The 20,986-nt window shown below is 71.4% G+C and carries 22 protein-coding genes; 14 read left to right on the top strand and 8 right to left on the bottom strand.

Going from position 1 to position 20,986, the window contains the following annotated elements; translation table 11 throughout:
- Positions 1 to 46: 46 nt before the first annotated feature.
- From EV186_RS18080 to EV186_RS18070, 3 genes are read left to right on the top strand one after another with little or no spacing between them, the layout of a single operon-like run.
- Positions 47 to 478, top strand: a complete 432-nt coding sequence (locus EV186_RS18080; protein WP_133850503.1) for an RlpA-like double-psi beta-barrel domain-containing protein — start codon at positions 47 to 49, stop codon at positions 476 to 478.
- Positions 479 to 492: 14 nt separating this feature from the next.
- Positions 493 to 1,098: a cell wall protein gene (locus EV186_RS18075; protein ID WP_133850502.1), complete on the top strand. Its 606-nt coding sequence runs from the start codon at positions 493 to 495 to the stop codon at positions 1,096 to 1,098.
- A 9-nt stretch (positions 1,099 to 1,107) separates the two neighbouring features.
- Positions 1,108 to 1,914 (top strand): MauE/DoxX family redox-associated membrane protein, encoded by an 807-nt coding sequence (locus EV186_RS18070; protein WP_208115671.1) that lies wholly within the window; start codon positions 1,108 to 1,110, stop codon positions 1,912 to 1,914.
- Between the two features lie 37 nt (positions 1,915 to 1,951).
- Here EV186_RS18070 and EV186_RS18065 read toward each other — a convergent pair whose 3' ends face one another.
- Both EV186_RS18065 and EV186_RS18060 read right to left on the bottom strand, forming a co-directional pair.
- Positions 1,952 to 2,470 (bottom strand): hypothetical protein, encoded by a 519-nt coding sequence (locus tag EV186_RS18065; protein WP_208115734.1) that lies wholly within the window; start codon positions 2,468 to 2,470, stop codon positions 1,952 to 1,954.
- An 85-nt stretch (positions 2,471 to 2,555) separates the two neighbouring features.
- Entirely contained in the window at positions 2,556 to 3,113 is a 558-nt protein-coding gene (locus EV186_RS18060) for a GNAT family N-acetyltransferase (protein ID WP_133850501.1), read from the bottom strand.
- Positions 3,114 to 3,174: 61 nt separating this feature from the next.
- Between EV186_RS18060 and EV186_RS18055 the strand changes: the two genes are divergently transcribed.
- Positions 3,175 to 4,410 (top strand): winged helix-turn-helix domain-containing protein, encoded by a 1,236-nt coding sequence (locus EV186_RS18055; RefSeq protein WP_243754122.1) that lies wholly within the window; start codon positions 3,175 to 3,177, stop codon positions 4,408 to 4,410.
- A gap of 192 nt (positions 4,411 to 4,602) precedes the next feature.
- On the opposite strand, the gene EV186_RS18050 is transcribed toward EV186_RS18055, so the two are convergent.
- Together EV186_RS18050 and EV186_RS18045 are read right to left on the bottom strand one after the other, a co-directional pair.
- Complete coding sequence (locus EV186_RS18050; RefSeq protein WP_166659225.1) at positions 4,603 to 5,550, bottom strand: DUF4097 family beta strand repeat-containing protein; 948 nt, start codon at positions 5,548 to 5,550, stop codon at positions 4,603 to 4,605.
- Between the two features lie 12 nt (positions 5,551 to 5,562).
- Entirely contained in the window at positions 5,563 to 6,117 is a 555-nt protein-coding gene (locus EV186_RS18045) for a toxin-antitoxin system HicB family antitoxin (RefSeq protein ID WP_133850499.1), read from the bottom strand.
- 140 nt (positions 6,118 to 6,257) lie between these two features.
- On the opposite strand from EV186_RS18045, the gene thyX reads away from it, so the two are divergent.
- From thyX to EV186_RS18015, 6 genes are all read left to right on the top strand, one after another.
- Positions 6,258 to 7,010 carry an FAD-dependent thymidylate synthase gene (thyX, locus tag EV186_RS18040; RefSeq protein ID WP_133850498.1) on the top strand — a complete coding sequence of 251 codons (753 nt, stop codon included), beginning with the start codon at positions 6,258 to 6,260 and terminating at the stop codon, positions 7,008 to 7,010.
- Positions 7,007 to 7,396, top strand: coding sequence for an ACT domain-containing protein (locus EV186_RS18035; RefSeq protein ID WP_133850497.1), 390 nt, complete (start codon positions 7,007 to 7,009; stop codon positions 7,394 to 7,396). Before thyX ends, EV186_RS18035 begins: the two co-directional genes overlap by 4 nt.
- A gap of 63 nt (positions 7,397 to 7,459) precedes the next feature.
- A complete protein-coding gene (locus tag EV186_RS18030) occupies positions 7,460 to 8,977 on the top strand; it encodes a serine/threonine-protein kinase (protein WP_243754121.1) in 1,518 nt (505 codons plus the stop codon).
- A gap of 20 nt (positions 8,978 to 8,997) precedes the next feature.
- On the top strand, positions 8,998 to 9,624 hold the full coding sequence (locus EV186_RS18025) for a TIGR03085 family metal-binding protein (protein ID WP_133850495.1): 627 nt from the start codon (positions 8,998 to 9,000) through the stop codon (positions 9,622 to 9,624).
- Positions 9,625 to 9,875: 251 nt separating this feature from the next.
- Positions 9,876 to 10,889 (top strand): 4-hydroxy-tetrahydrodipicolinate synthase, encoded by a 1,014-nt coding sequence (gene dapA, locus EV186_RS18020; protein ID WP_133850494.1) that lies wholly within the window; start codon positions 9,876 to 9,878, stop codon positions 10,887 to 10,889.
- A 62-nt stretch (positions 10,890 to 10,951) separates the two neighbouring features.
- Positions 10,952 to 12,586 (top strand): ribonuclease J, encoded by a 1,635-nt coding sequence (locus EV186_RS18015; protein ID WP_133851323.1) that lies wholly within the window; start codon positions 10,952 to 10,954, stop codon positions 12,584 to 12,586.
- 167 nt (positions 12,587 to 12,753) lie between these two features.
- On the opposite strand, the gene EV186_RS18010 is transcribed toward EV186_RS18015, so the two are convergent.
- Together EV186_RS18010 and EV186_RS18005 are read right to left on the bottom strand one after the other, a co-directional pair.
- The gene (locus tag EV186_RS18010; RefSeq protein WP_424983165.1) at positions 12,754 to 13,692 is read right to left on the bottom strand and encodes an EamA family transporter; all 939 of its coding nucleotides are present in this window, start codon (positions 13,690 to 13,692) and stop codon (positions 12,754 to 12,756) included.
- On the bottom strand, positions 13,655 to 14,125 hold the full coding sequence (locus EV186_RS18005; RefSeq protein WP_133850492.1) for a MarR family transcriptional regulator: 471 nt from the start codon (positions 14,123 to 14,125) through the stop codon (positions 13,655 to 13,657). The genes EV186_RS18010 and EV186_RS18005 overlap by 38 nt, the downstream gene beginning before the upstream one ends.
- A gap of 63 nt (positions 14,126 to 14,188) precedes the next feature.
- Here EV186_RS18005 and EV186_RS18000 point away from each other — a divergent pair, with 63 nt between their 5' ends.
- Positions 14,189 to 15,007, top strand: coding sequence for an alpha/beta fold hydrolase (locus EV186_RS18000; RefSeq protein ID WP_133850491.1), 819 nt, complete (start codon positions 14,189 to 14,191; stop codon positions 15,005 to 15,007).
- A gap of 294 nt (positions 15,008 to 15,301) precedes the next feature.
- Here EV186_RS18000 and EV186_RS17995 read toward each other — a convergent pair whose 3' ends face one another.
- Positions 15,302 to 16,249 carry a GlxA family transcriptional regulator gene (locus EV186_RS17995; RefSeq protein ID WP_133850490.1) on the bottom strand — a complete coding sequence of 316 codons (948 nt, stop codon included), beginning with the start codon at positions 16,247 to 16,249 and terminating at the stop codon, positions 15,302 to 15,304.
- Positions 16,250 to 16,335: 86 nt separating this feature from the next.
- Between EV186_RS17995 and EV186_RS38960 the strand changes: the two genes are divergently transcribed.
- Together EV186_RS38960 and EV186_RS17990 are read left to right on the top strand one after the other, a co-directional pair.
- Positions 16,336 to 16,485, top strand: coding sequence for a hypothetical protein (locus tag EV186_RS38960; RefSeq protein WP_166659224.1), 150 nt, complete (start codon positions 16,336 to 16,338; stop codon positions 16,483 to 16,485).
- 3 nt (positions 16,486 to 16,488) lie between these two features.
- Positions 16,489 to 17,538 (top strand): ABC transporter substrate-binding protein, encoded by a 1,050-nt coding sequence (locus tag EV186_RS17990; protein ID WP_133850489.1) that lies wholly within the window; start codon positions 16,489 to 16,491, stop codon positions 17,536 to 17,538.
- Here EV186_RS17990 and EV186_RS17985 read toward each other — a convergent pair.
- Positions 17,513 to 18,340, bottom strand: a complete 828-nt coding sequence (locus EV186_RS17985; protein WP_208115670.1) for a lysophospholipid acyltransferase family protein — start codon at positions 18,338 to 18,340, stop codon at positions 17,513 to 17,515. The genes EV186_RS17990 and EV186_RS17985 overlap by 26 nt on opposite strands.
- 105 nt (positions 18,341 to 18,445) lie before the next feature.
- On the opposite strand from EV186_RS17985, the gene EV186_RS17980 reads away from it, so the two are divergent.
- Positions 18,446 to 20,962 (top strand): FtsK/SpoIIIE family DNA translocase, encoded by a 2,517-nt coding sequence (locus tag EV186_RS17980; protein ID WP_133850487.1) that lies wholly within the window; start codon positions 18,446 to 18,448, stop codon positions 20,960 to 20,962.
- Positions 20,963 to 20,986 lie beyond the last annotated feature (24 nt).

Below are 20,986 nucleotides of genomic sequence, written 5' to 3'. Positions count from 1 at the left end.
TGCCCCGAGAAGCCATCGTCGGTGGCGCCCCGAAGGGAGCGACACCGTGGGCAATGAGACGAATTCCGTCCAGTCGGCCACCACTGCGGAAACCAGCTGGTTCTGCTGTGGTGGCGGCTGGGGTCCGTGCGGCAGCGCCGGTGGCGGCGCGTGCGGCAACTGCCAGTCGGGCTCGTACATGTGTGCGTGGCCCAACACCTCCGACGCCTGCTTCAACATCACCAGGCCCGACCAGTGCGGCGACAACCTGCTGCGCTGGGGTTGCGGGCACACCTTCTACGTCCGCAACCTCTGCGGTGCCAACGAGATCGCCGTGCGGATCGCCGACTGCGGCCCGCACACGAACTACTGGTGCGGCGAGCGGTCCTGCTGCAGCGGCAACTGCGCCACCGACCGGCTGCTCGACCTGACCCCGGCCGCGTACAGCGCGATCGGCAACCTGTCCAGCGGCATCATGCCCATCTCCGTGCACAGCTGAAGGAGGCGACGATCATGAACAACCCCCTCGACCGGCGCCGGTTCCTGACCTCGGCCGTGCTCGGCTCGGCCGGTGTCGTGGCCGGAGCCACCGCACTCGGATCCCTCGCACCCGAAGCGGTCGCGGCGCCGATGCCCAAGCTCGACAAGAACGGCATCGACCCGAACTTCGCCGAAGGCCGGATCACGGCGATCAACGGCAGCATGCTGATGGTCACCGCGTCGGACCGCTCGTTCCACCGCATCCAGCTGACCAAGGCCACGTCGGTGTGGAAGCTGCGTCCGACCACAATGGACCAGGCGAAGGTCGGCGACGGCCTCTACGCCCGCGGCGTGCGGATGCCCGACGGGGTGCTCGCCGCGGACGCGTTGTGGCTCAACATCGTGAACCTCGAGGCGCACATCGTCTCGATGGGCACGAACGTGCTGCACCTGGACCACAACGGCAACCGGCTGGTCGGTCACGTCGTGCCCGGCACCACGGCCGCGGTCTACAACGGCACGCCCGCCGTCCGCGACCTGTCGATGCTGCAGGTGGGCAAGCACGCCCAGGTCATCGGCGCCTGGCGGCCCGACACCAACGAAGTGGACATAGCGACCGTCTACGCGGCCGCGGCCTGAGGAGTCGGAATGCTGCAGACCCTCGCGGCGCTCGCGCCGTTGCCGGTCGGTGTGCTCCTGCTGCTGGCCAGTCGCGTGAAGCTGCTGGGCAAGAACACCCCGGAAGTGGCCCGGCGCTCGGCCCTGCGCAAGCTGGTCGGCGACGAGCGCGTGGTGGGTGCCTACCGCGCGGTCGGGGCCGGTGAGCTGGTGCTCGGCGCGTTGCTGGTGCTGCCCCCGTCGTCGGTGGTCGAGGCCGCGGTGGCGACGGCGGCGTGCGCCGGGCTGCTGGGTTACCTCGGCTACGCCCGGCTCAAGGCGCCGGACTCGTCGTGCGGGTGCCTAAGCGAGAAGGTGGCCCCGGTGCGGTGGCGTTCGTTCGCGCGGGCGGCGCTGATGCTGGTCACCGCGGCCGTCGCGCTCGGCGCACCCGGCTACTGGCTGGGTGCGATCGCTGACCGTCCACTTGCGACGGTCGGGTTGCTGGCCGGCTGGTTCGCGCTGGCCTCGGCGCTCTCCGCGGAGCTCGACGGCTACTGGCTGGTTCCGTTGCGGCGGTTGCGGGTGCGGTTGTCGCACCCGCTCGGGAAGTTCGTTCCGGGCATCCCGCTGGAGTCCACCATGGACATCCTGTACCGCAGCGCGGAGTACCGCTCCGCGGTCGGGTTGATCCGCTCCGACGTGCTCGAGTGGTGGGACGAAGGGACGTGGCGGATCGTCACCTTCGCGGCCCGCAACGGCGACGAGCACGGCACGGCGGTGTTCGCGGTACCCCTCGCCGGCGACGGCGAGATCAAGGCCGTGCTGGTACCCGCGGACGAACCCGTCGCCGCGTGAGTCGAGACGGGCGGCCCACCCCGGGCCGCCCGTCTCGTCAGAACGCCCAGTGGCTGATCAACGCCGGTGACGCGGCCAGGATGCTGAACCGGATGCACCGCCCGATCAGGCCCGTGGCCAGGAACGTGGCCAGCGACATCCGGGCCAGCCCGGCCAGCACCGACGTCGCCATGAACGGCGGCAGCCCGACCACCGAGCTGACCGCGTACGTGCTGAACATCCAGTGCGGGTGCCGGTGGCAGCGCTCGGTGACGGCCTCGACCCACGACCGCATCCGCTTGGTCCGCCGGCGCCACCGCTCCCGGCGCGGCGTCAGCACCGGTTCGTCCTTGGGGCGCCGGTGCAGGAACGCGGGCAGGTGCAGCGAGCCGCGTGCGGCCAGGTAGTAAGGCAGCTTCCCGGCGAGTTGCCCGATCGCCACGGCCACGCCGATGGCCAGCCACGGGAGACCGGGTTCGCGGGTGACGAGCCCCAGCACGAAGATCTCGACGCTGAGCAACGGGAGCAGTGCCGAGCCGAACGCGATCCCCGCGCTCAGACAGCACCAACCCAGCACCGATCCGCTCTCCCAAGGTCTCGACTTCGTCACGAGGGTATCGAAGTCCGGTGACGGATCATTGCGTCTTCGGTCGAACTCGTCCTCAGCGCACCGTGAGCTCCACGGTCCCGGTCAGCCGAAGTTCACGCATCGTGCCGCCGCCGGTGTCCAGCGTGCGCAGGGTCCCGTCGGGGGCCCAGCCCGCCCGCCGGTAGAACGCGCCGGACACCACGTCGGCCTCCGGAACCCAGGTGATCCCCCTGGTCATCCCGGCTTTGCGCAGCCCGTCCGCGGCCGTGCCGAGCAACCGGCCGCCGTGCCCCCGCCTACCCCAGCGCGGCTCCACGATCAGGGTGCCGATCATCCCGACGGTGGCCGCGTCCTCGGGCACCGAGCCGTCGGCCAGGGCCATCTCGCCATCCGGGGCCGGTCCCGCGACGCAGAACCCGACGATCCACGGTCCCTCGGTGGCGACGTAGAGGGTGGTCGCGTCGTCGTCCACCGCCGCGCGCCAGCTCTGCTCCGCATTCGACGCGTCGAGCCCGGCCAGCACATCCGGCGGCAGGAGATCGGCGTACGCGGCGCGCCACGTGTCGAGCTGGATGCGGGCGATCTCGGCGGCGTCTGCGGGTTCCGCGACGCGGACGTCGGCCTGGGCCATGTCCGGCAACCTAACGTGCTGGGCGTCCGGGATTGTCGGTGGCCTGTGCCAAGGTGTTCGCGTGACCGAATCCCGCTCCCTGACCCCGGCCACGGCCCGGCGGATCGCGCTGGCCGCACAGGGCTTCGCCGACAAGCGGCCGTCTGGGCCGCCCACTCGCCGGCACCTGCGCAAGACGCTCGACCGCGTGCAGGTGCTGCAGCTGGATTCGGTGAACGTGGCGGTCCGGGCGCACTACATGCCGGTGTTCTCCCGGCTCGGCGCCTACGACCGCGCGCTGGTCGACGACGCGGCGTGGTCGCACTCCACGCGCCGGCCGCGGCTGCTCGTGGAGTACTGGGCCCACATGGCCGCGTTGCTGCCGGTCGAGGACTGGCCGTTGATGCGCTGGCGCATGCAGGACTATGAGCGCTCGGGCGGGCACTGGGCCGCCATCGCCGACGCGAACCCGGCGCTGGTCGAGGACATCCTGTCGGTGGTCAAGGAGTACGGGCCGATCGGCGCGGGCAAGCTCGAGGACGTCCTCGGTGGCAGCGGCGGCGGGCGTGGCAAGCCCAAGGGCGGCTGGTGGAACCGCTCGCAGGTCAAGGTCGTGTGCGAGTGGCTGTTCCTGATCGGCGTGCTCACCACCGGCGCGCGCGTCAACTTCGAGCGCCGCTACGACCTGCCCGAACGCGTTGTGCCACCGGAGATCTACGCGGCGCCCGCGCCCGACGCGGAAACCGCGGTGCGCGAACTCGTGCGCCGCTCCGCCCTGGCGCACGGCATCGGCACCGAGCCGGATCTGCGCGACTACTACCGGTTGAAGCCCGAGCGTTCTAAGCCCGCCCTGGCGGAGCTGGTGGACGCGGGCGAGCTGGAACCCGTGCACGTGCGGGGCTGGCGCCTGCCCGCGTACGTGCACCCGGAGGCGCGCGTGCCGAGGGCGGTGCGGGGGAGGGCGTTGCTGTGCCCGTTCGACCCGCTGGTCTGGTTCCGCGAACGCACCGAGCGGCTCTTCGGCTTCCACTACCGCATCGAGATCTACGTGCCCGAGCCCAAGCGCGTGCACGGCTACTACGTGTTCCCGTTCCTGCTGGACGGGGAGCTGGTCGCGCGCGTGGACGTGAAGGCGGACCGGGCCGCGGGGGTGCTGCGGGTGCCGGGCGCGTTCGCCGAACCGGGCACCGACCACGCCCGCGTGGCCCTGGAACTGTCCGAAGAGCTGAAGCTGATGGCCGACTGGCTCGAACTCGACGGCGTCGCCGTCGGTGACAAGGGCGACCTGTCGTCCGCGCTCTCGGCCCTCTGCGGCTGACACGCGATCCAGCAGGCCACCCGCACCCACCGGCACGGCCAACTCATCGCCACGAACCCCCAACCGAACGGCCAGTCGACAAGGCCAGGCAAGCGAACCCACGCCACAGATCCCCGGACCAGAGACCGAAGCCGGCCAGCCCGGTGGGGAGGGTTCCTCCCACACCCCCTGTGGGAGGAACCCCCTATCCCCTCACTCCACCGCGGCGGTCACGATCGCCATGCCCGCACCGGTCCGGCCGCGCAGCTGAACCGCCACCTCCCCAGATGGCTTGTCCCGCTGCACCTCCAGCTCACTGGTCGCCTTCCCGGTGCCGGATGTCAGATCGACCTCCGCGGTCACCCCTTGGCGGATCCCGACCCGGATCTCCCCGGTCCCCGTGATCAACTCGATCCGCCCCGAGCCGGCGTCGGCCACCGTCAGGTCGCCGCTGCCGGTGCGGGCCATGACATCCCCGGCCACGGCCCCCAGCCACACATCCCCGGACCCGGTGTGCAGTGACGTCGGCCCCGCGAGCGACGACACCTCCATGTCGCCACTGCCGGTGCGCGCCCGCAGGCCGCCCAGCATCGGGCCCAGCCGCACGGAACCGGACCCCGTCGACACGGCGGCGCTGCTGTCGGCCCGGTCGACGGCGATGTCGCCCGACCCGCTCGTCACGTCCAGCCGCCCGGCCGAGCCGGTGACCGTCACGGGGGCCGTGCCGCTGCGCGCGGTCACGTGCGACCCGGCCGGTGCCCGCACGGTCACCGCGAGCGGGATCCCGCGCAGTGGCAACGCTTTCGGGGTCCGGACCACCAGTCGCCCGCCGGTCAGGTCGATGCGGGTCTGGTGCACGGCGGCGGTCGGCGAGGTCTCCACGGACGCCTCGGTGAACTGGTCGTTGACCCAGTTCATCAGGCTCGACAGGCCCTGCGCCCACGGGCTCTGCTCACCCGGGTCGTGCCGGACCTCGACGCTCGCGCCCGGCTCGTTGGTCAGCTGCACCGAGACCTTGCCCGCGCCGACGCTCACATCGAGGTCGATCGGGCCGTCCACGGTGAAGTTCTCCACGCGCACCGGCGGCCCTTGCACCTCGCCGGCGTCTCCGGTGTCGTCTCCAGCGGCGTTCTCGGTCACGTTCTCCTGCTCCTCGGTCATCGTCGCGCCCCCTCAGCCCGTGACCCAGCCACGCAGGCGGCCTTCGCCGCCCTTGTCCTGCTTGCGCCCACCCGACTCGGTGTCGGTGGACCAGCCCTGGCCCTCGGTCCACGCGCGGAACTTCGGGTGGTTGTGCACGGCCCCCTGCAACGCCTGCTGCACGAACGTGTTCAGCGAGACGCCCTGCGCCTGCGCCGCCTGCTCGGCCCGGCCCTTGAGCTCCTCGAACAGCCGCACGGTCATCCGGCTGATGTTCTCGCTGCCCTCGCCGGTCGGCGGCGGGGGCGGTGGCGGCGGTGTCGACTGCTCCTCGCTGTGGGGCCGGCTGGTGTCGGTGACGACCACCTGCACCTCCCGGCCGTTCAGGCGCACCTCCACGACCTGGTCCTCCAGGGCGGCGGTGACCTCGGCGGCGAGGTCGGACAGCGCGGTCATCAAGGTGAGCCGCACCGCTGGTTCCAGCGCTGCGGCCAGCACCGCGGCGCTGCGCCGGGTGCTCTCGTCCCCGGCCGACGCGGTGGTCGTCAGGTCCTCGCGAAGCGAGGCGATGTACGGCGTGAGATCCATGACGCCACTATGACATCACCGGTGATGTCACGCAAGGAAAAGTGGTGTCACGGATGATGTCACGGGATGTCGAGCTGGGAGCTCGGCGGCTGCCGGTTAGGCTGCGACCAGCACGCCAACCAGCAGAAAGGGGACGTGCCGTGGCCGAGACGGTGTCGCCGAAGGTGCAGCTCATCGCCAAGACGGAGTTCTTCCCGCCGGAGGACGTGCCCTGGTCCACCGACGCCGAGGGCGGCGAGGCGCTGGCCGAGTTCGCGGGCCGCGCGTGCTACCAGTCGTGGAAGAAGCCGAACCCGGCCACCGCGACCAACGCCGGCTACCTGCGCCACATCCTCGAGGTCGGGCACCTCTCCGTGCTCGAGCACGGCAGCGTCACCTTCTACATCACGGGCATCTCCCGGTCGCTGACCCACGAGCTGATCCGCCACCGCCACTTCTCGTACTCGCAGCTGTCCCAGCGCTACGTGCCGGAGAAGAACGCCGCGATGGTCGAGCCGGACGTGATCGCGCAGGACCCGGAGCTGCACGCCAAGTTCCTGGCCGCCGCCGAGGCCAGCGTCGCCGCCTACACCGACCTGCTCGCCGGGCTCGAGGAGCGCTTCGCCGACGTGCCGAACGCGACGCTGCGCCGCAAGCAGGCGCGCCAGGCGGCCCGTGCCGTGCTCCCCAACGCCACCGAGACCCGGATCGTGGTCACCGGCAACTACCGGGCGTGGCGGCACTTCATCGCCATGCGCGCGAGTGAGCACGCCGACGTCGAGATCCGCGCGCTGGCCGTGGAATGCCTGCGGCAGCTGCACAAAGCGGCCGCCAACGCCTTCGACGACTTCACCATCTCCACGCTGCCCGACGGCACCGAGGTAGCGGCGAGCCCCCTGGTCACCGAGGGATGAAGCGACTCGTCATCGACGTGCGGCCCGACCGGTACGCCGTCGGCCGCTATCCCGCGGACACCCCGGTGCCGCCCGGCCTGCTCGACGCGTCCGGCCTCGTCTCGGTCAGCCGCACCGAGGAGGAGCTGTCGGTGGTGTGCCGCGAGGCCGACCTGCCGCCCGCCGAGCAGTCCGAGGCCGGCTGGCGGGTGCTCACCGCGCGCGGGCCGCTGGAGTTCACGCTGACCGGGATCATGGCCGCGCTCTCGGGCGCGCTGGCCGGTGCGGGCGTGTCGATGTTCGCGTTGTCCACCTACGACACCGACCACGTCCTGGTGAAGGAGTCCGACTTGGAGCGGGCCACCGCGGCCCTGCGCGAGGCCGGCCACGACGTCCACGAGGCGTAACGGGGGAACCCTCACGCGGCGATGCCGGTCCGACTAGGGTGCGCGCGCGAGGGAGGTGCACCGGTGACGCAAGAACAGCAGGAGCAGGCCGCAGGACAGCAGGTCCGGGTGATCGCGAACCGCTACGCGGTGCAGCGCGAGATCGGCCGTGGCGGCATGGGCGTGGTGTGGCTCGCCGAGGACCAGATGATCGGCCGCAAGGTCGCGGTCAAGGAACTGCACCTGCCCGACGGCGTGCCGGCCGAGGAGCGCTCGGTGGTCGAGCAGCGCGTGCTGCGCGAGGCCCGCACGGCGGGCCGGCTCAACGACCCGGGCATCGTCACCGTCTACGACGTCGTGCAGGAAAACGGCGGCACCTTCATCGTGATGGAGCTGCTGGAGGCGCCGACGCTCTCCGACGTCGTGCGCCAGCAGGGGGCGTTGGCGCCCGACCAGGTGCTGCGGGTGGCCACGCAGCTGCTCTCGGCGCTGGAGGCCGCGCACACCGCCGGGGTGGTGCACCGCGACGTCAAGCCGGCCAACATCATGTTGCTGCGCAACGGGCACGTGAAGCTCACCGACTTCGGCATCGCGCAGACGATGGACGACCCGAAGCTCACCACCACCGGCATCCTCATCGGCAGCCCGACCTACATGGCGCCCGAACGCATCCGCGGCGAGGAAGCCACGGCGTCCTCGGACCTGTGGGCGCTGGGCGCCGTGCTGTTCTACGCCGTCGAGGGCTACACGCCCTTCGAGCGCCAGACCACCGCGGCCACCATGCACGCCGTGCTCAACGAGGTGCCGTACCTGACCAAGGTCGGCGGCGCCCTGGCCGCGGCCATCAACGGGCTCATGGTCGGCTCGCCGCAGGGCCGGCTGACCGCCGCTCAGGCCCGCGTGCTCTTCCAGCAGGCGAGCGCCGGGTTCGCCAACTCCGACCTCACGACGCCGGTCAGCGGCATGGGCTACCCGGGCAACGGCACCGCGATGTACCAGGCGCCGAACCCGGGCACGACCAGGCCGAGCGCCACGCGCAAGCGTGGCTGGCTCGCCCCGGTCCTGGTCGTGGTCGCTTTGCTGCTCGGCCTCGTCGGCGGCTATTTCGGGCGTGATCTGTTCACCTCGTCGGCCGGGCCGGCCACACCGACGGGGCAGGAGCCCGCGGTGACCTACGGCCCGGGCGGCACGCTCGCCGAGTTCGACATCGGCGACGGCAACTGCGGCGTCGGCGACCTCACCGCGGGCCGCTCGCTGACCAGCGAGAGCGGCCAGACCGACTGCGACAAGCCACACGACTTCGAGGTGCTCAACGCCTGGGAGATCTACCCCCGGCCGTACCCGAGCAGCCAGGACCCGGACATGCGGTTCCCGGGCGCCGACCAGCTGGCCGCGGCCGCGACCGCGCGCTGCGCGATGTTCGTCCAGTCGTGGGTGCCCGTCCAGGCCCAGGCGACGCTGCACTACCGGGCGGTCGTCCCCACCGAACAGGGGTGGACCCAGCAGCAGGAGAGCGGCAAGGAGAACCGCTACCGGGTGGCGTACTGCCTGGCCCTGCCCGCCGACGGGAAGCAGCTGAGCGAGTCGGTCGCCGGGAACTGACCCTCGGTAGGGTTGGTGCCATGGGACTCGCGAGGGACGAACGCGCCCGCTTGGCCGACCTGTTCACCGAGGTCGGGCCGGACGCCCCGACGTTGTGCGAAGGCTGGCGCACCAAGGACCTGGCGGCGCACCTGGTGATCCGCGAACGCCGGCCGGACACGGCGGTGGGCATCGTGGTCAAGCCGCTGGCCGGCTACACCGAGCGGGTGCTGCGCGAGTACGCGGCCAAGCCGTTTCCGCAGCTGGTGGAGCTCGTGCGCACGGGTCCGCCGCGGCTCTCGCCGACCTCGATCGGCGCGGTCGACGAGCTCGTCAACGGCGCGGAGTTCTTCGTACACCACGAGGACGTCCGCCGCGGCGCGCCCGGCTGGACGCCGCGCGAGCCGGACCCGGCCCGCGACGACACGCTGTGGCGCGTCCTGTCGCGGATGGCCAAGCTGTCGTTCCGGTCCAGCCCGGTCGGCATCGCGTTGCACCGCCCGTCCGGCGAGGAGATCGCCGCCAAGCGGGGTCCCGACACGGTGACGGTCACCGGCGAACCAGGGGAGCTGGTCATGTTCGCCTTCGGCCGCGACGAGGCGAAGCTCGACTTCGAGGGCGACCAGGCCGCGATCGCCCGCGTGCAGGGCCTCAAGCGCGGCATCTGACCTTGCCCGACCCCGGGCGTGTCCCACACTCGCGCGGGGTGTGTCCCACGTTCGCGTCGGGTGTGTCCCACGTTCGCGTCGGGTGTGTCCCCCGCTCCAGACGGGGCGAATGTGGAACTCACCTGCTCCGAGTGTGGGACACACCCGACCTGAGCGGGGGACACACCCGGTTTGAACGGGGGACACGCCATCGGCGCTGCGGCGGCGAACCGGGCGATTCACGCAGGTACCGCACGAGGTAGCGTCAGCGTATGACCGTTCCGCCTACCGCCGCGCCGGGACGTCCGTTCGGCCGCGTGCTCACCGCCATGGTCACGCCGTTCGACGCCGAGGGCGCACTGGACCTGGACCGCGCCCAGGAACTGGCCACCCACCTGGTCGAGCTGGGCAACGACGGCCTGGTGGTCAACGGGACCACCGGGGAGTCGCCGACCACCACCGACGCGGAGAAGGCCGACCTGATCCGTGCCGTGCGCGAGGCCGTCGGCGAGGGCGTGACCGTGATCGGCTCGGTCGGCACCTACGACACCGCGCACACCGTGCAGCTGGCCAAGCAGGCCGAGGAAGCGGGCGCGCACGGGCTGCTCGTGGTCACCCCGTACTACTCGCGCCCGCCGCAGGCGGGGCTGCTCGCACACTTCACCGCGGTCGCCGACGCGACCGGGCTGCCGATGATGCTCTACGACATCCCGCCGCGCTCGGTGGTGCCGATCGAGGTGGACACCCTGCGCCGGCTGGCCGAGCACCCGCGCATCGTCGCGGTCAAGGACGCCAAGGGCGACCTGATCGCGGGCAGCCAGGTGATCGCCAGCACCGACCTCGCCTACTACTCCGGCGACGACGGGCTGAACCTGCCGTGGCTGTCCATCGGCGCCGTCGGCTACGTCAGCGTGATCGGCCACGTGGTGGCCGGCCGGCTGCGCAGCATGCTCGACAACTACGAGCGCGGCGACGTCACCACCGCCCGCACGATCCACAATGGACTCCTGCCGGTGCTGCGGGCGTTCGGCCGGGTCGGCGGCGTGGTGTTCTCCAAGACCGCGCTCCGGTTGCGTGGCCACGACTGCGGCGACCCGAGGCTGCCGCTGCCGCCCGCCACCGCCGAACAGGTGACCGCCATCGCCGGCGACCTCGCCGAAGCCGGCGTCCCGCTCGCGACCGTGCCCGCGTCGCACGTGGCCACCGCCCGGGTGGCGCACGCCGACGCGGCCGCCGCCTACGTTTACCCGACCACCCACACCAGTGCTGGACAGGTGCATCAGTGACCGATTCCCCCATCGCCGCGCAGCCCTCCCGCTCGCGGCCTCCCGCTCTGCCCGAAGGCGGCATGCGTGTGGTCGCGCTCGGCGGAGTGGGTGAGGTCGGCCGCAACATGACCGTCTTCGAGCACGACGACCGGCTGCTGATCGTCGACTGCGGGGTGCTCTTCCCCGAGGACCAGCAGCCCGGCGTCGACCTGATCCTGCCCGACTTCCGGGCGATCGAGTCCCGGCTCGACGAGGTCGACGCGCTCGTGCTGACCCACGGCCACGAGGACCACATCGGCGCGGTGCCGTTCCTGCTGCGCCAGCGCCCGGACCTGCCCGTGGTCGGCTCGCGGTTCACCCTCGCGCTGCTGGCCGCCAAGTGCCGTGAGCACCGGCTGAACCCGACGCTGGTGCAGGTCGTGGAGGGTGAGCGGCGCACGTTCGGGCCGTTCGACTGCGAGTTCTTCGCGGTCAACCACTCCATCCCGGACGCGCTCGCCGTGGCCATCCGCACCGGCGCCGGCCTCGTGCTGCACACCGGTGACATCAAGCTCGACCAGCTGCCGCTGGACGGCCGGCTGACCGACCTCGCGGGCTTCTCCCGGCTCGGCGACGAGGGCGTCGACCTGTTCCTCGTGGACTCGACCAACGCCGAGGTGCCCGGGTTCGTCGTGCCCGAACGGGAAATCGGGCCGGTGCTGGACCGGGTGATCGGCGCCGCGACGCAACGCGTGATCGTCGCGTGCTTCGCCAGCCACGTGCACCGCGTGCAGCAGGTGCTCGACGTGGCCAAGCGCAACGGCCGCCGGGTCGCGCTGGTCGGCCGGTCGATGGTGCGCAACATGGGCGTGGCCGCCGAGCTGGGGCTGCTCGAGGTGCCCGAGGGCTTGTTCGTCGACCTCGACGAGGCCATGAACCTGCCCGAGCGCGAAGTGCTCTTCGTGTCGACGGGGTCGCAAGGCGAGCCGCTGTCGGCCTTGTCGCGGATGGCGCGTGGCGAACACCGGCAGATCAGCATCCGCGAGGGCGACACCGTGGTGCTGGCCAGTTCGCTCATCCCCGGCAACGAAACCGCGGTCTGGGGTGTGGTGAACGGGCTCGTGCGGCTGGGTGCGGCCGTTGTGCACCAAGGGAACGCGAAGGTGCACGTGTCCGGGCACGCGCCCGCGGGCGAGCTGCTCTTCCTCTACAACGCCGTGCGGCCGAGCAACGTCATGCCGGTGCACGGCGAGTGGCGGCACCTGCGGGCGAACGCCGCTTTGGCCGTGCAGACCGGGGTTCCGGCCGACCACGTGGTGATCGCCGAGGACGGCGTCGTCGTGGACCTGGTGGACGGCAAGGCAAGCATCTCCGGGCGGGTCGAGGTCGGGCACGTGTACGTCGACGGGCTTTCGGTCGGCGACGTGGGCGAGTCGACCCTGTCCGACCGGCTGGTGCTCGGTGAGGGTGGGTTCATCGCGATCACCGTCGCCGTGGACTCGCAGTCCGGGCGCGCGGTGTCCGTGCCGGCCGTGTCCGGGCGCGGTTTCTCCGACGACCCGAAGGCGCTGGACGACGTGGTTTCCTTGGTGGAGATGGAACTTTCCCGCACGGAGGCCGAGGGGATCACCGACACGCACCGGATCGCGCAGTCCGTGCGCCGGGTCGTGGGCCGGTGGGTCGCGGCGACCTACCGCCGCCGTCCCATGATCGTGCCGACGGTCATCCCGGTCTGAGCGCTCAATCCGTCCAAGGCACCTCCAGCGTCCGTTGAGCGGGCTTTGGTGGAGTTCCCGTTGCCGGTCGGCGCCTCTCAAGGGCTCCGCGCGCCCGAGCGGCGCTGCCGGCGGCGAAGAGCGGGCGGTCGTCGCGTGTGCTGCGAGCACGTGGCGGCCGCCCGTGCTCAGGCCACTGGGACGCGGGCGCCGAGTTCGACGACGGCCGCGCCGCTGAGCAGGACCGCCGCTCCCACCAGTTGCACCGGGCTCAGCGACTCGTGCAGCACCAGCCAGGCCAGCGCCGTGGCCACCACCGGTTCGGCCAGGCCGAGCACACTGGCCACAGTGGACGGTACGAAGCGCAGTGCCGTGATGCCGAGCAGGTAGGCCATCGCGGTGCTGAACAGGGCGACCGCGATCAGCAGGGTCCACACGGGAACGCCGAGCTCGGTGCCGTGCCCCAGCGCTCCGACGGGCAAGGTCCACGGCGGCACCAGCACGAAGATCGACACCGCGCCGATCACCATGCCCCAGGTGACCAGGCCGAGCGGGTGGTGCGCGCCCGCGCCGCGCTCGCCGAGCAGGAAGTAGGCGGCCGAGCAGACCGCGGCGCCGAGCCCGGCGAGCAGGCCGATCGCGTCGAGCCGAAGGCCCTGCCAGACCTGCGCGATCATGGCGAGCCCGAGCATCGCCATCGCCGTGCCGAACCACGCGGGCCCGGGCATGCGCGTGCCGCGGACGAACCGCACCCACAACGCGACCAGCACCGGTGAGGTGAACTCCAGCACCATGGCGATGCCGACCGGCAGCCGGCCGATCGCGGCGAAGTAGCAGAGCTGCACGCCGCCCACGCCGAGCAGCCCGTACGCGAACAGCAGTGGGAGCTGGTCCTTGCGCACCCGCAGCAACCGCGGCCGCACCGCGGCGACCCCGGCGAGCAGCACCAGCGCCGCCAACCCGACGCGCACGGCGGCGACCTGCTGCGGGGTGAAGCCGGCCGACATGACCGGCTTCGCCAACGGTCCCGAACTGCCGAACCCGACGGCCGCGCCGAGCACGAGCAGGACGCCGCGGGTGCGGTGCGGGCTAACCCGCGTTTGGACTTCGGTGGTCACGGCGTCCAGTTTGCCGGATGGGACCGACAAGGCAGGCAGCCAGGGACTCCAGGCTCGCGACCACGGCTTTTGCCTCATTCTCGTCGCCCAGGGCTTCGGCGATGGTGGCGTCGATGGAGCTCTCCGCCACCGCCACGGCGCGGGGTGAGGGTTCGGCTCGCAGGCGGATCCGGGTGCGCCTGCGGTCGGCCGGGTCGGGCTCGGTGTCGACGCGTTCGGCCTCGCGCAGCCGGGCCACGGCCGTGGAGACCTGGCTCTGTGGCAGGCCGGTGCGCTTGACGATGTCGCCGACCGAGCTCTCGCCGTGTTCGGCCAGGTCGACCAGCACGATCAGGACCGTACGGGTGCTGCCGGGCTGCGGGCCGAGGCCCTCGGTGGGCAGGGCGTCCTCGCCGAGCTTCATCAGCGTGCGGCCGAGCAGGAACAACTCCACTCCGTTCACGCCCTGGACTTTACATCGGATCAGATGTATCTATACAGATGTATCTAAACGGATGGAGTTGTCATGTGGCTCGAGGTTGACGGCGCGAAGCTCTACTACCAGGTCGAGGGCGCGGGGCCGGTGCTGCTCGTCGCGCAGAGCGGCGAGGGGGACGCCGATCGGAGCGTGGACCTGGTGCGCCACCTGGTGGACTCGTTCACGGTGGTGACCTACGACCGGCGCGGCCTGTCCCGCAGCACGGTCGACGATCCTTCCCGTCCGGTCAGCGTGGCCGAGCACGATCGCGACGCGGCCGCGGTGCTGGCGGCCGTGACCGCCGAGCCGGCCCTGATGCTCGGCTGCAGCTTCGGCGCGATGATCGGTCTGCGGGTGGCGGTCGACCACCCGTCGTCGGTGCGGTTGCTGGTGGCGCACGAGCCGTCGGTGCTGGGGTTGTTGCCCGCGGACGAGCGGGCTGCGGTCGAGGCTCGATTGGTTGGGCTGCAAGAGGTTCACCGCGCAGCCGGGTGGCAGGCAGTGGTGCCGTTGCTGCAGGAACTGCTCGACATCGACCCCGCGAGCCAGGAGCGGGAGCCGGACCTGACGCCGCAGTCGCCGCTCGCCGGGCACCGGGCCGCCAACTTCGACTGGTTCTTCACCCAGGACTGCTCTTCGTTGCTGGCCAACGACATGACGGCCGCCGACCTGGCCGGGTTGTCGACCCGCGTGATCCCGGCCGCCGGCGCCGCCACGAACCCGTCGATGTTCGACCACCGGTGTGCGGTGCTGCTGGGTTCGGCCCTCGGCGTCCCGGTGGCGGAGTTTCCCGGTGCCCACAACGGAAATCTGACGCATCCCCGCGCATTCGCCGCCCGCTTCAAGCACCTGGTGGGCAACCCCTGAACCGCTTGCCGGGCCGTCGATCCGGGCGCGCCTCGCGTAAGCCAAACCCTCACCCGTCCCGGGGCGCCCCAGGTCCATTCTATCGATTCGACGGGCGCGGAACGGGGCGTTGCGGCATCTGTGGACAAACGGGCGCCTGTGGAAAACCCCACCAGTGGGCAAGGGCGGTGAGCTGCTCAGCCCCGGCTCCGTGCGGCTGGGGAGCGCGCCAGCTCGCAGGCGGCGCAACCGAGCGGCAGGCTGGACCGCTTGTGCCGCAACCGAACTCGACCAGGCGCGGCAAGCTCAGTGGGCTCAGTGGGCGAAAGTCTTGCGGTAGTCGGCGGGGGACACGCCGATCACCTTGTGGAAGTGGTGGCGCAGCAACGCGGCCGTCCCGAAGCCGCTGCGGGCGGCCACGTCCTCGACCGCGAGGTCGGTCTGCTCCAGCAGTCGCCGGGCGTGCAGGACCCGTTGCATGGTCAGCCATTTGTGCGGCGTCGTGCCGGTTTCGGCGACGAAGCGGCGGGCGAAGGTGCGTTCCGACAACATCGCCCGCGCGGCGAGTTCGGCGACGGAGTGCTCGTCCGCCAGGTTCTCCTGCATCCACTGCAGCACCGGCGTGAGGCTGTCCGCCGAGCACTCCGGCACCGGCAGGTCCACGTACTGCCGCTGCCCGCCGTCGCGTTGCGGCGGGACGACCATGCGGCGCGCGATCGCGTTGGCCGGCTCGGAGCCCAGTTCGCGGCGCACGATGTGCAGGCACGCGTCGATGCCCGCGGCCGTGCCGGCGCTGGTGATGATGTCGCCGTCGTCGACGAACAGGACGTCGGGGTCGACCTTGACCAGTGGGAAGCGAGCGGCCAAGTCGTCGGCGTGGCGCCAATGGGTGGTGCACCGGCGGCCGTCGAGCAGGCCGGTCTCGGCGAGCATGAAGGCACCGCTGCACACCGTCAGCAGGGTGGCGCCGCGAGCGTGGGCGTCGCGCACCGCCTGCAGGACGGCCGGCGGGTAGTGCTCGCGTTCGCGGTGCGCGGGCAGCACGACGAGGTCGGCGCCCTCGAGCGCGTCGAGGCCCAGCGGCGGGATGACCGGCATGCCGATGGTCGTGCTGAGGGGTTCGCCGGGGCGCTCGGCGCAAATGCGGAACTCGATCAGCGGCACGCCGTCGTCGCGCCGGTCGGTCCCGAACACCTCGCACACGACGCCGAACTCGAACGGCTCGAAGTCCTCGATGAGCGCGATGGCGACGGTCTTGAGCATGACCCCACCGTACGTGGCGGGATTTTGATGCACAAGGTCAGTTCTGCCACTCGTGTCACCAATTGAACGAGCGCAAACTTCTTGCCATGACGACTTTGACGATCCTCCTCCTGGTCCTGGCCATCACCCTCCTCGCCCTGCGCCACACCCGCCCAGAGGGCGGCTGGCCCGGCGCCCACGACGTCGAAGACCGCGACGCCGACCGCATGCGCATGGAACTGCGCGCCCGATACTGATCCATGACTGACAGCTCATCCGTTCGCATCGGTGTGCTCGCCCCGCTGAGCCCGCCCGGCTGGGTCGAGGCGGGCCGGCACCTGCTCGCCGGGCTCGAACTGGCCGTCGACGAAGTCAACGACGCCGGCGGGATCACTGGCCGGCCACTCGAACTGGTGGTGCGGGACACCGCGGCCGATCCGGGCAAGGCCGCGGCGGCGGTGGACGACCTGGCTCGCCTGGGCGTGGCCGCCTTGGCGGGGGAGTACCACAGCGTCGTGGCGCGCGCCGTTGCCGCCCGGGCCGACGCGCTCGGCCTGCCGTTCCTCTGCTCGTCGGCCGTGTTCGACACGCTCACCGAACAACCGACCGACCGGGTGGCTCGCCTCGCCCCGGCGCAGTCCCACGGCTGGCGGATCTACGCGGACTTCCTCCTCGGCGCAGGACACCGCCGGATCGCCGTCGTGGCCGAGCCGAGCGTGTACTGGGCCACGGGAACCAAGATCCTGCGGGATTACCTCGCTCCGCGCGGCGGCACGGTGATCGAACTCGCGCCGGACGCCGTGTGCGACGAACTTGCCGCCACCCGCGCGACCGCCCTGCTCCTGCTGGCCGGGTACCCGGAACCAGCGGTGTCGATCGTCCGCGCGGTCCGCCGTGATCCCCGCCTGGCCGAGGTCGTGATCGGTGCTCCGGCCGGGCAACCGGAGTTCCCCGGATGGGCTGCGCGGCTGGGTGGCGAAGGCGCCGCGATCCCGTTCCTGCGCTACCTGCCGGCGCGGCTCGGGCCCCTCGGTGTCCGAGTCGAGGCGGCCCTGCGTGTGCGGTTGGCCGAAGCGCCGTCGTTCGTGGCGTTCGAGGGCTACGACACCATCGCCGTCCTGGCCGAGGTGTTGCGCTCGGCCGGATCCTGGGCGGACGTCGCCGTCGAAGGCACCCGCGGACCTATCCGGTTCGCCCGCATGCCCGGCATTGGCGTGTGGCAATGGGCTTGGGCGCCGGTCCAGGTGGTGGACCGCGATCCGGCCGATCCCGAGCGCTTCCGGGTCAGGACTGCGGCTTCCACGGACTGACCGAGTCGAGTGGGCGTGTCGGGTCGTGGAAGGTCGGCTCGTCGGGCTGATCCGCCCGCAGCGGCACGAGATCCTTGGTGATCGCCTGCATGATCCGCTTGTGCGCGCGCATCGCATCACCCGGCTTGGCCGCGCTCAGCCCGCTCAGGTCCACCCGCCCGCCGAAGTGGACCTTGAACGTCGGCCGCTTGCGGATCGCGCTCAATAACGACGTCACGAGCGGCTTCAGGTCGGCCGGGCCGGTCACCGACGGCGTTCCCCAGTACATGGCCTCGTGCGCGCCCCACTGGCTGATGGTGATCACGGGGATGTCGCCGTCCAGGGCCATCCGCGCCACGCCGGTCTTGCCGCGTTCGGGCCACAGGCCGGGATCGTGGCTGATGCGTCCCTCGGGGTAGACCAGCAGCGGGACGCGGGCGGTGCGCAGCGCCTCGGTCGCCCGGTGGAAGGCCTCGGCCACGTTGCTCTTGCCGCGATCGACCCGCAGGTGCCCGCTGCGGCTGAGGAAGAACCCGATGACCGGCGCGTCGAGCAGACCGGCGGTCAACATGAACTGGGGCGTCACCCCGAGCTTGCGACACGCCGCGATGAGCACGAACGGGTCGAGCATGCCGATGTGGTTGGCCGCGACGAGGACCGGACGGCCGCGCAGCTCGTCCGGGAACTCGCCGGTGATCTCCAGGCGCCCGATCATGCGGACGAATCCCTGGTCAAGCGTGCTCAGCACCCGCCACACCAACGGCACCGGTGCCGGCGCCCTGCGGCGTGTCGCCTCGTCACGGTCCCGGTACAGCGCAACCATGGGGCGGAGCATGGCATGCCCCAGGTCAGCGGCGGCTAGCAGGCCAGGTAAACCGGCAGGTGCACCAGTGACTGCTGGGGCTGGAGAGGCGCTACCGTGTGGGGTATGGCCAGCCGGACCCCGACGTCGCGTTCCACGCGCTCGACCAGCAAGCCGAGGTCGGGTGGTGGGCGGGCGCCGGCGAAGGCACCTGCCAAGGCACCTGCGAAGAAGCCGCAGGCCAAGAAGTCCAACGGCGTGGTCAAGGGCACCTGGAACCTGCTGGCCAAGGGCGTCGGGAGCATTGCCCGCGCGGTCGGGCGCACCAAGGAACTCGACCCCGCGCACCGCCGCGACGGCGTCGGTTTCGCCCTGATCGCCATCGGCGTGATCGTCGCCGCGAGCGCGTGGTTCAAGGCCGGCGGCCCCGTCGGGCGCTGGCTGGAGATCGGGGTGCGCTCGGTGATCGGCGCCGCGTCGGTCGCGCTGCCGGTCGTGCTGTTGGTCATCGGCATCGCGTTGATGCGCTCGGACCCGACGCCGCAGAAGCGGCCCCGGTTCGTCATCGGCGGGTTGCTGATCACCCTTGGCCTGCTCGGCATCCTGCACGTGATCAGCAGGCTGCCCGACGACAACGACGGCCGCATGTACGCGGGCGGCGCGTTCGGCTACGTCTCCGGCGGCCTGCTGTCTCAGGGCGTCACGCCGTGGGTCGCCGCACCGCTGCTGGTGCTCGCCATCGGGTACGGCGCCCTGGTGTTCACCGGCACGCCGATCCGCGAGCTGCCGAACCGGCTGCGGTCCATGGGCCTCGAGGACGAAGAAGACGGCCTGGACGGCGCCGAGCAGACCGAGCCGGAGCTCCCGCTGCCGCCGAAGCGGCGTGGTTCGCGGGCATCGAGGGTCGGCGCGATGGCCGCTGCCGACGAGCCCTACGACCACGAGAAGGACGAGGAGCCGCCCACGCGGCGTGCGCCGCGGCGCCGGCAGGGCAGCATGGTCGAGCCCGACCAGCCCGAGCTGCCGATCGACGCGCCGGTCGTCCCGGTCACCCCGCGCCCCAAGCCCGCGCAGGTCAAGGCCAACAAGCCGGCCGAGGAACCCAAGCGTGACGGGCTGACCGTCACCCGGGTCGTGGACGGCGACTACGAGCTCCCGCCGCCGAACCTGCTCGCCGACGGCGACGTGCCCAAGGCCCGCAGCAAGGCCAACGACGCCATGATCGAGGCGATCACCGGCGTGCTCGACCAGTTCTCCATCGACGCGCAGGTCACCGGCTTCACCCGCGGCCCGACGGTCACCCGCTACGAGGTCGAGCTGGGCCCGGGCGTGAAGGTCGAGAAGATCACCGCGCTGACCAAGAACATCGCCTACGCCGTCGCCACCGACAACGTGCGGCTGCTCGCGCCCATCCCCGGCAAGTCCGCGGTCGGCATCGAGGTGCCCAACAGCGACCGCGAGATGGTGCGCCTGGGTGACGTGCTGCGTTCGCAGACCGCGATCAAGGACACCCACCCGATGGTGGTCGGGCTCGGCAAGGACATCGAAGGTCACATGGTGACCGCGAACCTGGCGAAGATGCCGCACCTGCTGTGTGCGGGCTCGACCGGTTCGGGCAAGTCGAGCTTCGTCAACTCGATGCTGGTGTCGCTGCTCGCGCGGGCCACCCCGGACGAGGTCCGGATGATCCTGATCGACCCGAAGATGGTCGAGCTGACGCCCTACGAGGGCATTCCGCACTTGATCACCCCCATCATCACCCAGCCGAAGAAGGCGGCCGCCGCGCTGACCTGGCTGGTGGAGGAGATGGAGCAGCGCTACCAGGACATGCAGGCCAACCGGGTGCGCCACATCGACGACTTCAACAAGAAGGTGAAGTCGGGGGAGATCACCGCGCCGCCCGGATCGGAGCGCGAATACCGGCCGTACCCGTACATCCTGGCGATCGTCGACGAGCTGGCCGACCTGATGATGACCGCGCCACGCGACGTCGAGGACGCGATCGTCCGGATCACCCAGAAGGCGCGGGCCGCGGGCATCCACCTGGTGCTGGCCACCCAGCGGCCGTCGGTGGACGTGGTGACCGGCCTGATCAAGACCAACGTGCCGTCGCGGCTGGCGTTCGCGACGTCGTCGCTGACCGACTCGCGGGTCATCCTCGACCAGCCCGGCGCCGAGAAGCTGATCGGCATGGGTGACGGGCTGTACCTGCCGATGGGCGCGTCGAAGCCGGTGCGCGTGCAGGGCGCGTTCGTCTCCGACGAGGAGATCCAGGCGGTCGTCGCCTACACCAAGGAGCAGGCGCAGCCCGACTACACGGAGGGCGTCACCGCGGCGAAGGCGGGGGAGAAGAAGGAGATCGACCCCGACATCGGCGACGACCTCGACGTGCTGCTGCAGGCCGCCGAGCTGGTGGTGACCTCGCAGTTCGGGTCGACGTCGATGCTGCAGCGCAAGCTGCGGGTCGGGTTCGCCAAGGCGGGCCGGCTGATGGACCTGCTGGAGACCCGCGGGGTCGTCGGCCCGTCCGAGGGCTCGAAGGCCCGCGACGTGCTGGTGAAGCCGGACGAGCTCGAAGGGCTGCTGTGGTCCATCCGCGGCGGCGACCCCGGCGATCTCGGCGACTCCGGCGACGACGACTGATGCAACCGGCCCGGGTGTCCGGTT

The organism is Labedaea rhizosphaerae, assembly GCF_004362825.1.
GTDB lineage: Bacteria > Actinomycetota > Actinomycetes > Mycobacteriales > Pseudonocardiaceae > Labedaea > Labedaea rhizosphaerae.
The sequence above is the reverse complement of the archived record's forward strand: the minus strand, read 5'-3'. Positions and strand labels throughout refer to the sequence as shown.

What these genes read in the sequence shown, in the direction of transcription:
- EV186_RS18015 (WP_133851323.1), top strand. Translation starts at nt 10,952, where the DNA reads ATGCGTGTGGTCGCGCTCGGCGGAGTGGGTGAGGTCGGCCGCAACATG.
- dapA (WP_133850494.1), top strand. Translation starts at nt 9,876, where the DNA reads ATGACCGTTCCGCCTACCGCCGCGCCGGGACGTCCGTTCGGCCGCGTG.
- EV186_RS17985 (WP_208115670.1), bottom strand. Translation starts at nt 18,340, where the DNA reads ATGGTTGCGCTGTACCGGGACCGTGACGAGGCGACACGCCGCAGGGCG.
- EV186_RS18060 (WP_133850501.1), bottom strand. Translation starts at nt 3,113, where the DNA reads ATGGCCCAGGCCGACGTCCGCGTCGCGGAACCCGCAGACGCCGCCGAG.
- EV186_RS17990 (WP_133850489.1), top strand. Translation starts at nt 16,489, where the DNA reads ATGACTGACAGCTCATCCGTTCGCATCGGTGTGCTCGCCCCGCTGAGC.
- EV186_RS18050 (WP_166659225.1), bottom strand. Translation starts at nt 5,550, where the DNA reads ATGACCGAGGAGCAGGAGAACGTGACCGAGAACGCCGCTGGAGACGAC.
- EV186_RS18045 (WP_133850499.1), bottom strand. Translation starts at nt 6,117, where the DNA reads ATGGATCTCACGCCGTACATCGCCTCGCTTCGCGAGGACCTGACGACC.
- EV186_RS18035 (WP_133850497.1), top strand. Translation starts at nt 7,007, where the DNA reads ATGAAGCGACTCGTCATCGACGTGCGGCCCGACCGGTACGCCGTCGGC.
- EV186_RS17980 (WP_133850487.1), top strand. Translation starts at nt 18,446, where the DNA reads ATGGCCAGCCGGACCCCGACGTCGCGTTCCACGCGCTCGACCAGCAAG.
- EV186_RS18025 (WP_133850495.1), top strand. Translation starts at nt 8,998, where the DNA reads ATGGGACTCGCGAGGGACGAACGCGCCCGCTTGGCCGACCTGTTCACC.
- EV186_RS18000 (WP_133850491.1), top strand. Translation starts at nt 14,189, where the DNA reads ATGTGGCTCGAGGTTGACGGCGCGAAGCTCTACTACCAGGTCGAGGGC.
- EV186_RS18070 (WP_208115671.1), top strand. Translation starts at nt 1,108, where the DNA reads ATGCTGCAGACCCTCGCGGCGCTCGCGCCGTTGCCGGTCGGTGTGCTC.
- EV186_RS38960 (WP_166659224.1), top strand. Translation starts at nt 16,336, where the DNA reads ATGACGACTTTGACGATCCTCCTCCTGGTCCTGGCCATCACCCTCCTC.
- EV186_RS17995 (WP_133850490.1), bottom strand. Translation starts at nt 16,249, where the DNA reads ATGCTCAAGACCGTCGCCATCGCGCTCATCGAGGACTTCGAGCCGTTC.
- EV186_RS18075 (WP_133850502.1), top strand. Translation starts at nt 493, where the DNA reads ATGAACAACCCCCTCGACCGGCGCCGGTTCCTGACCTCGGCCGTGCTC.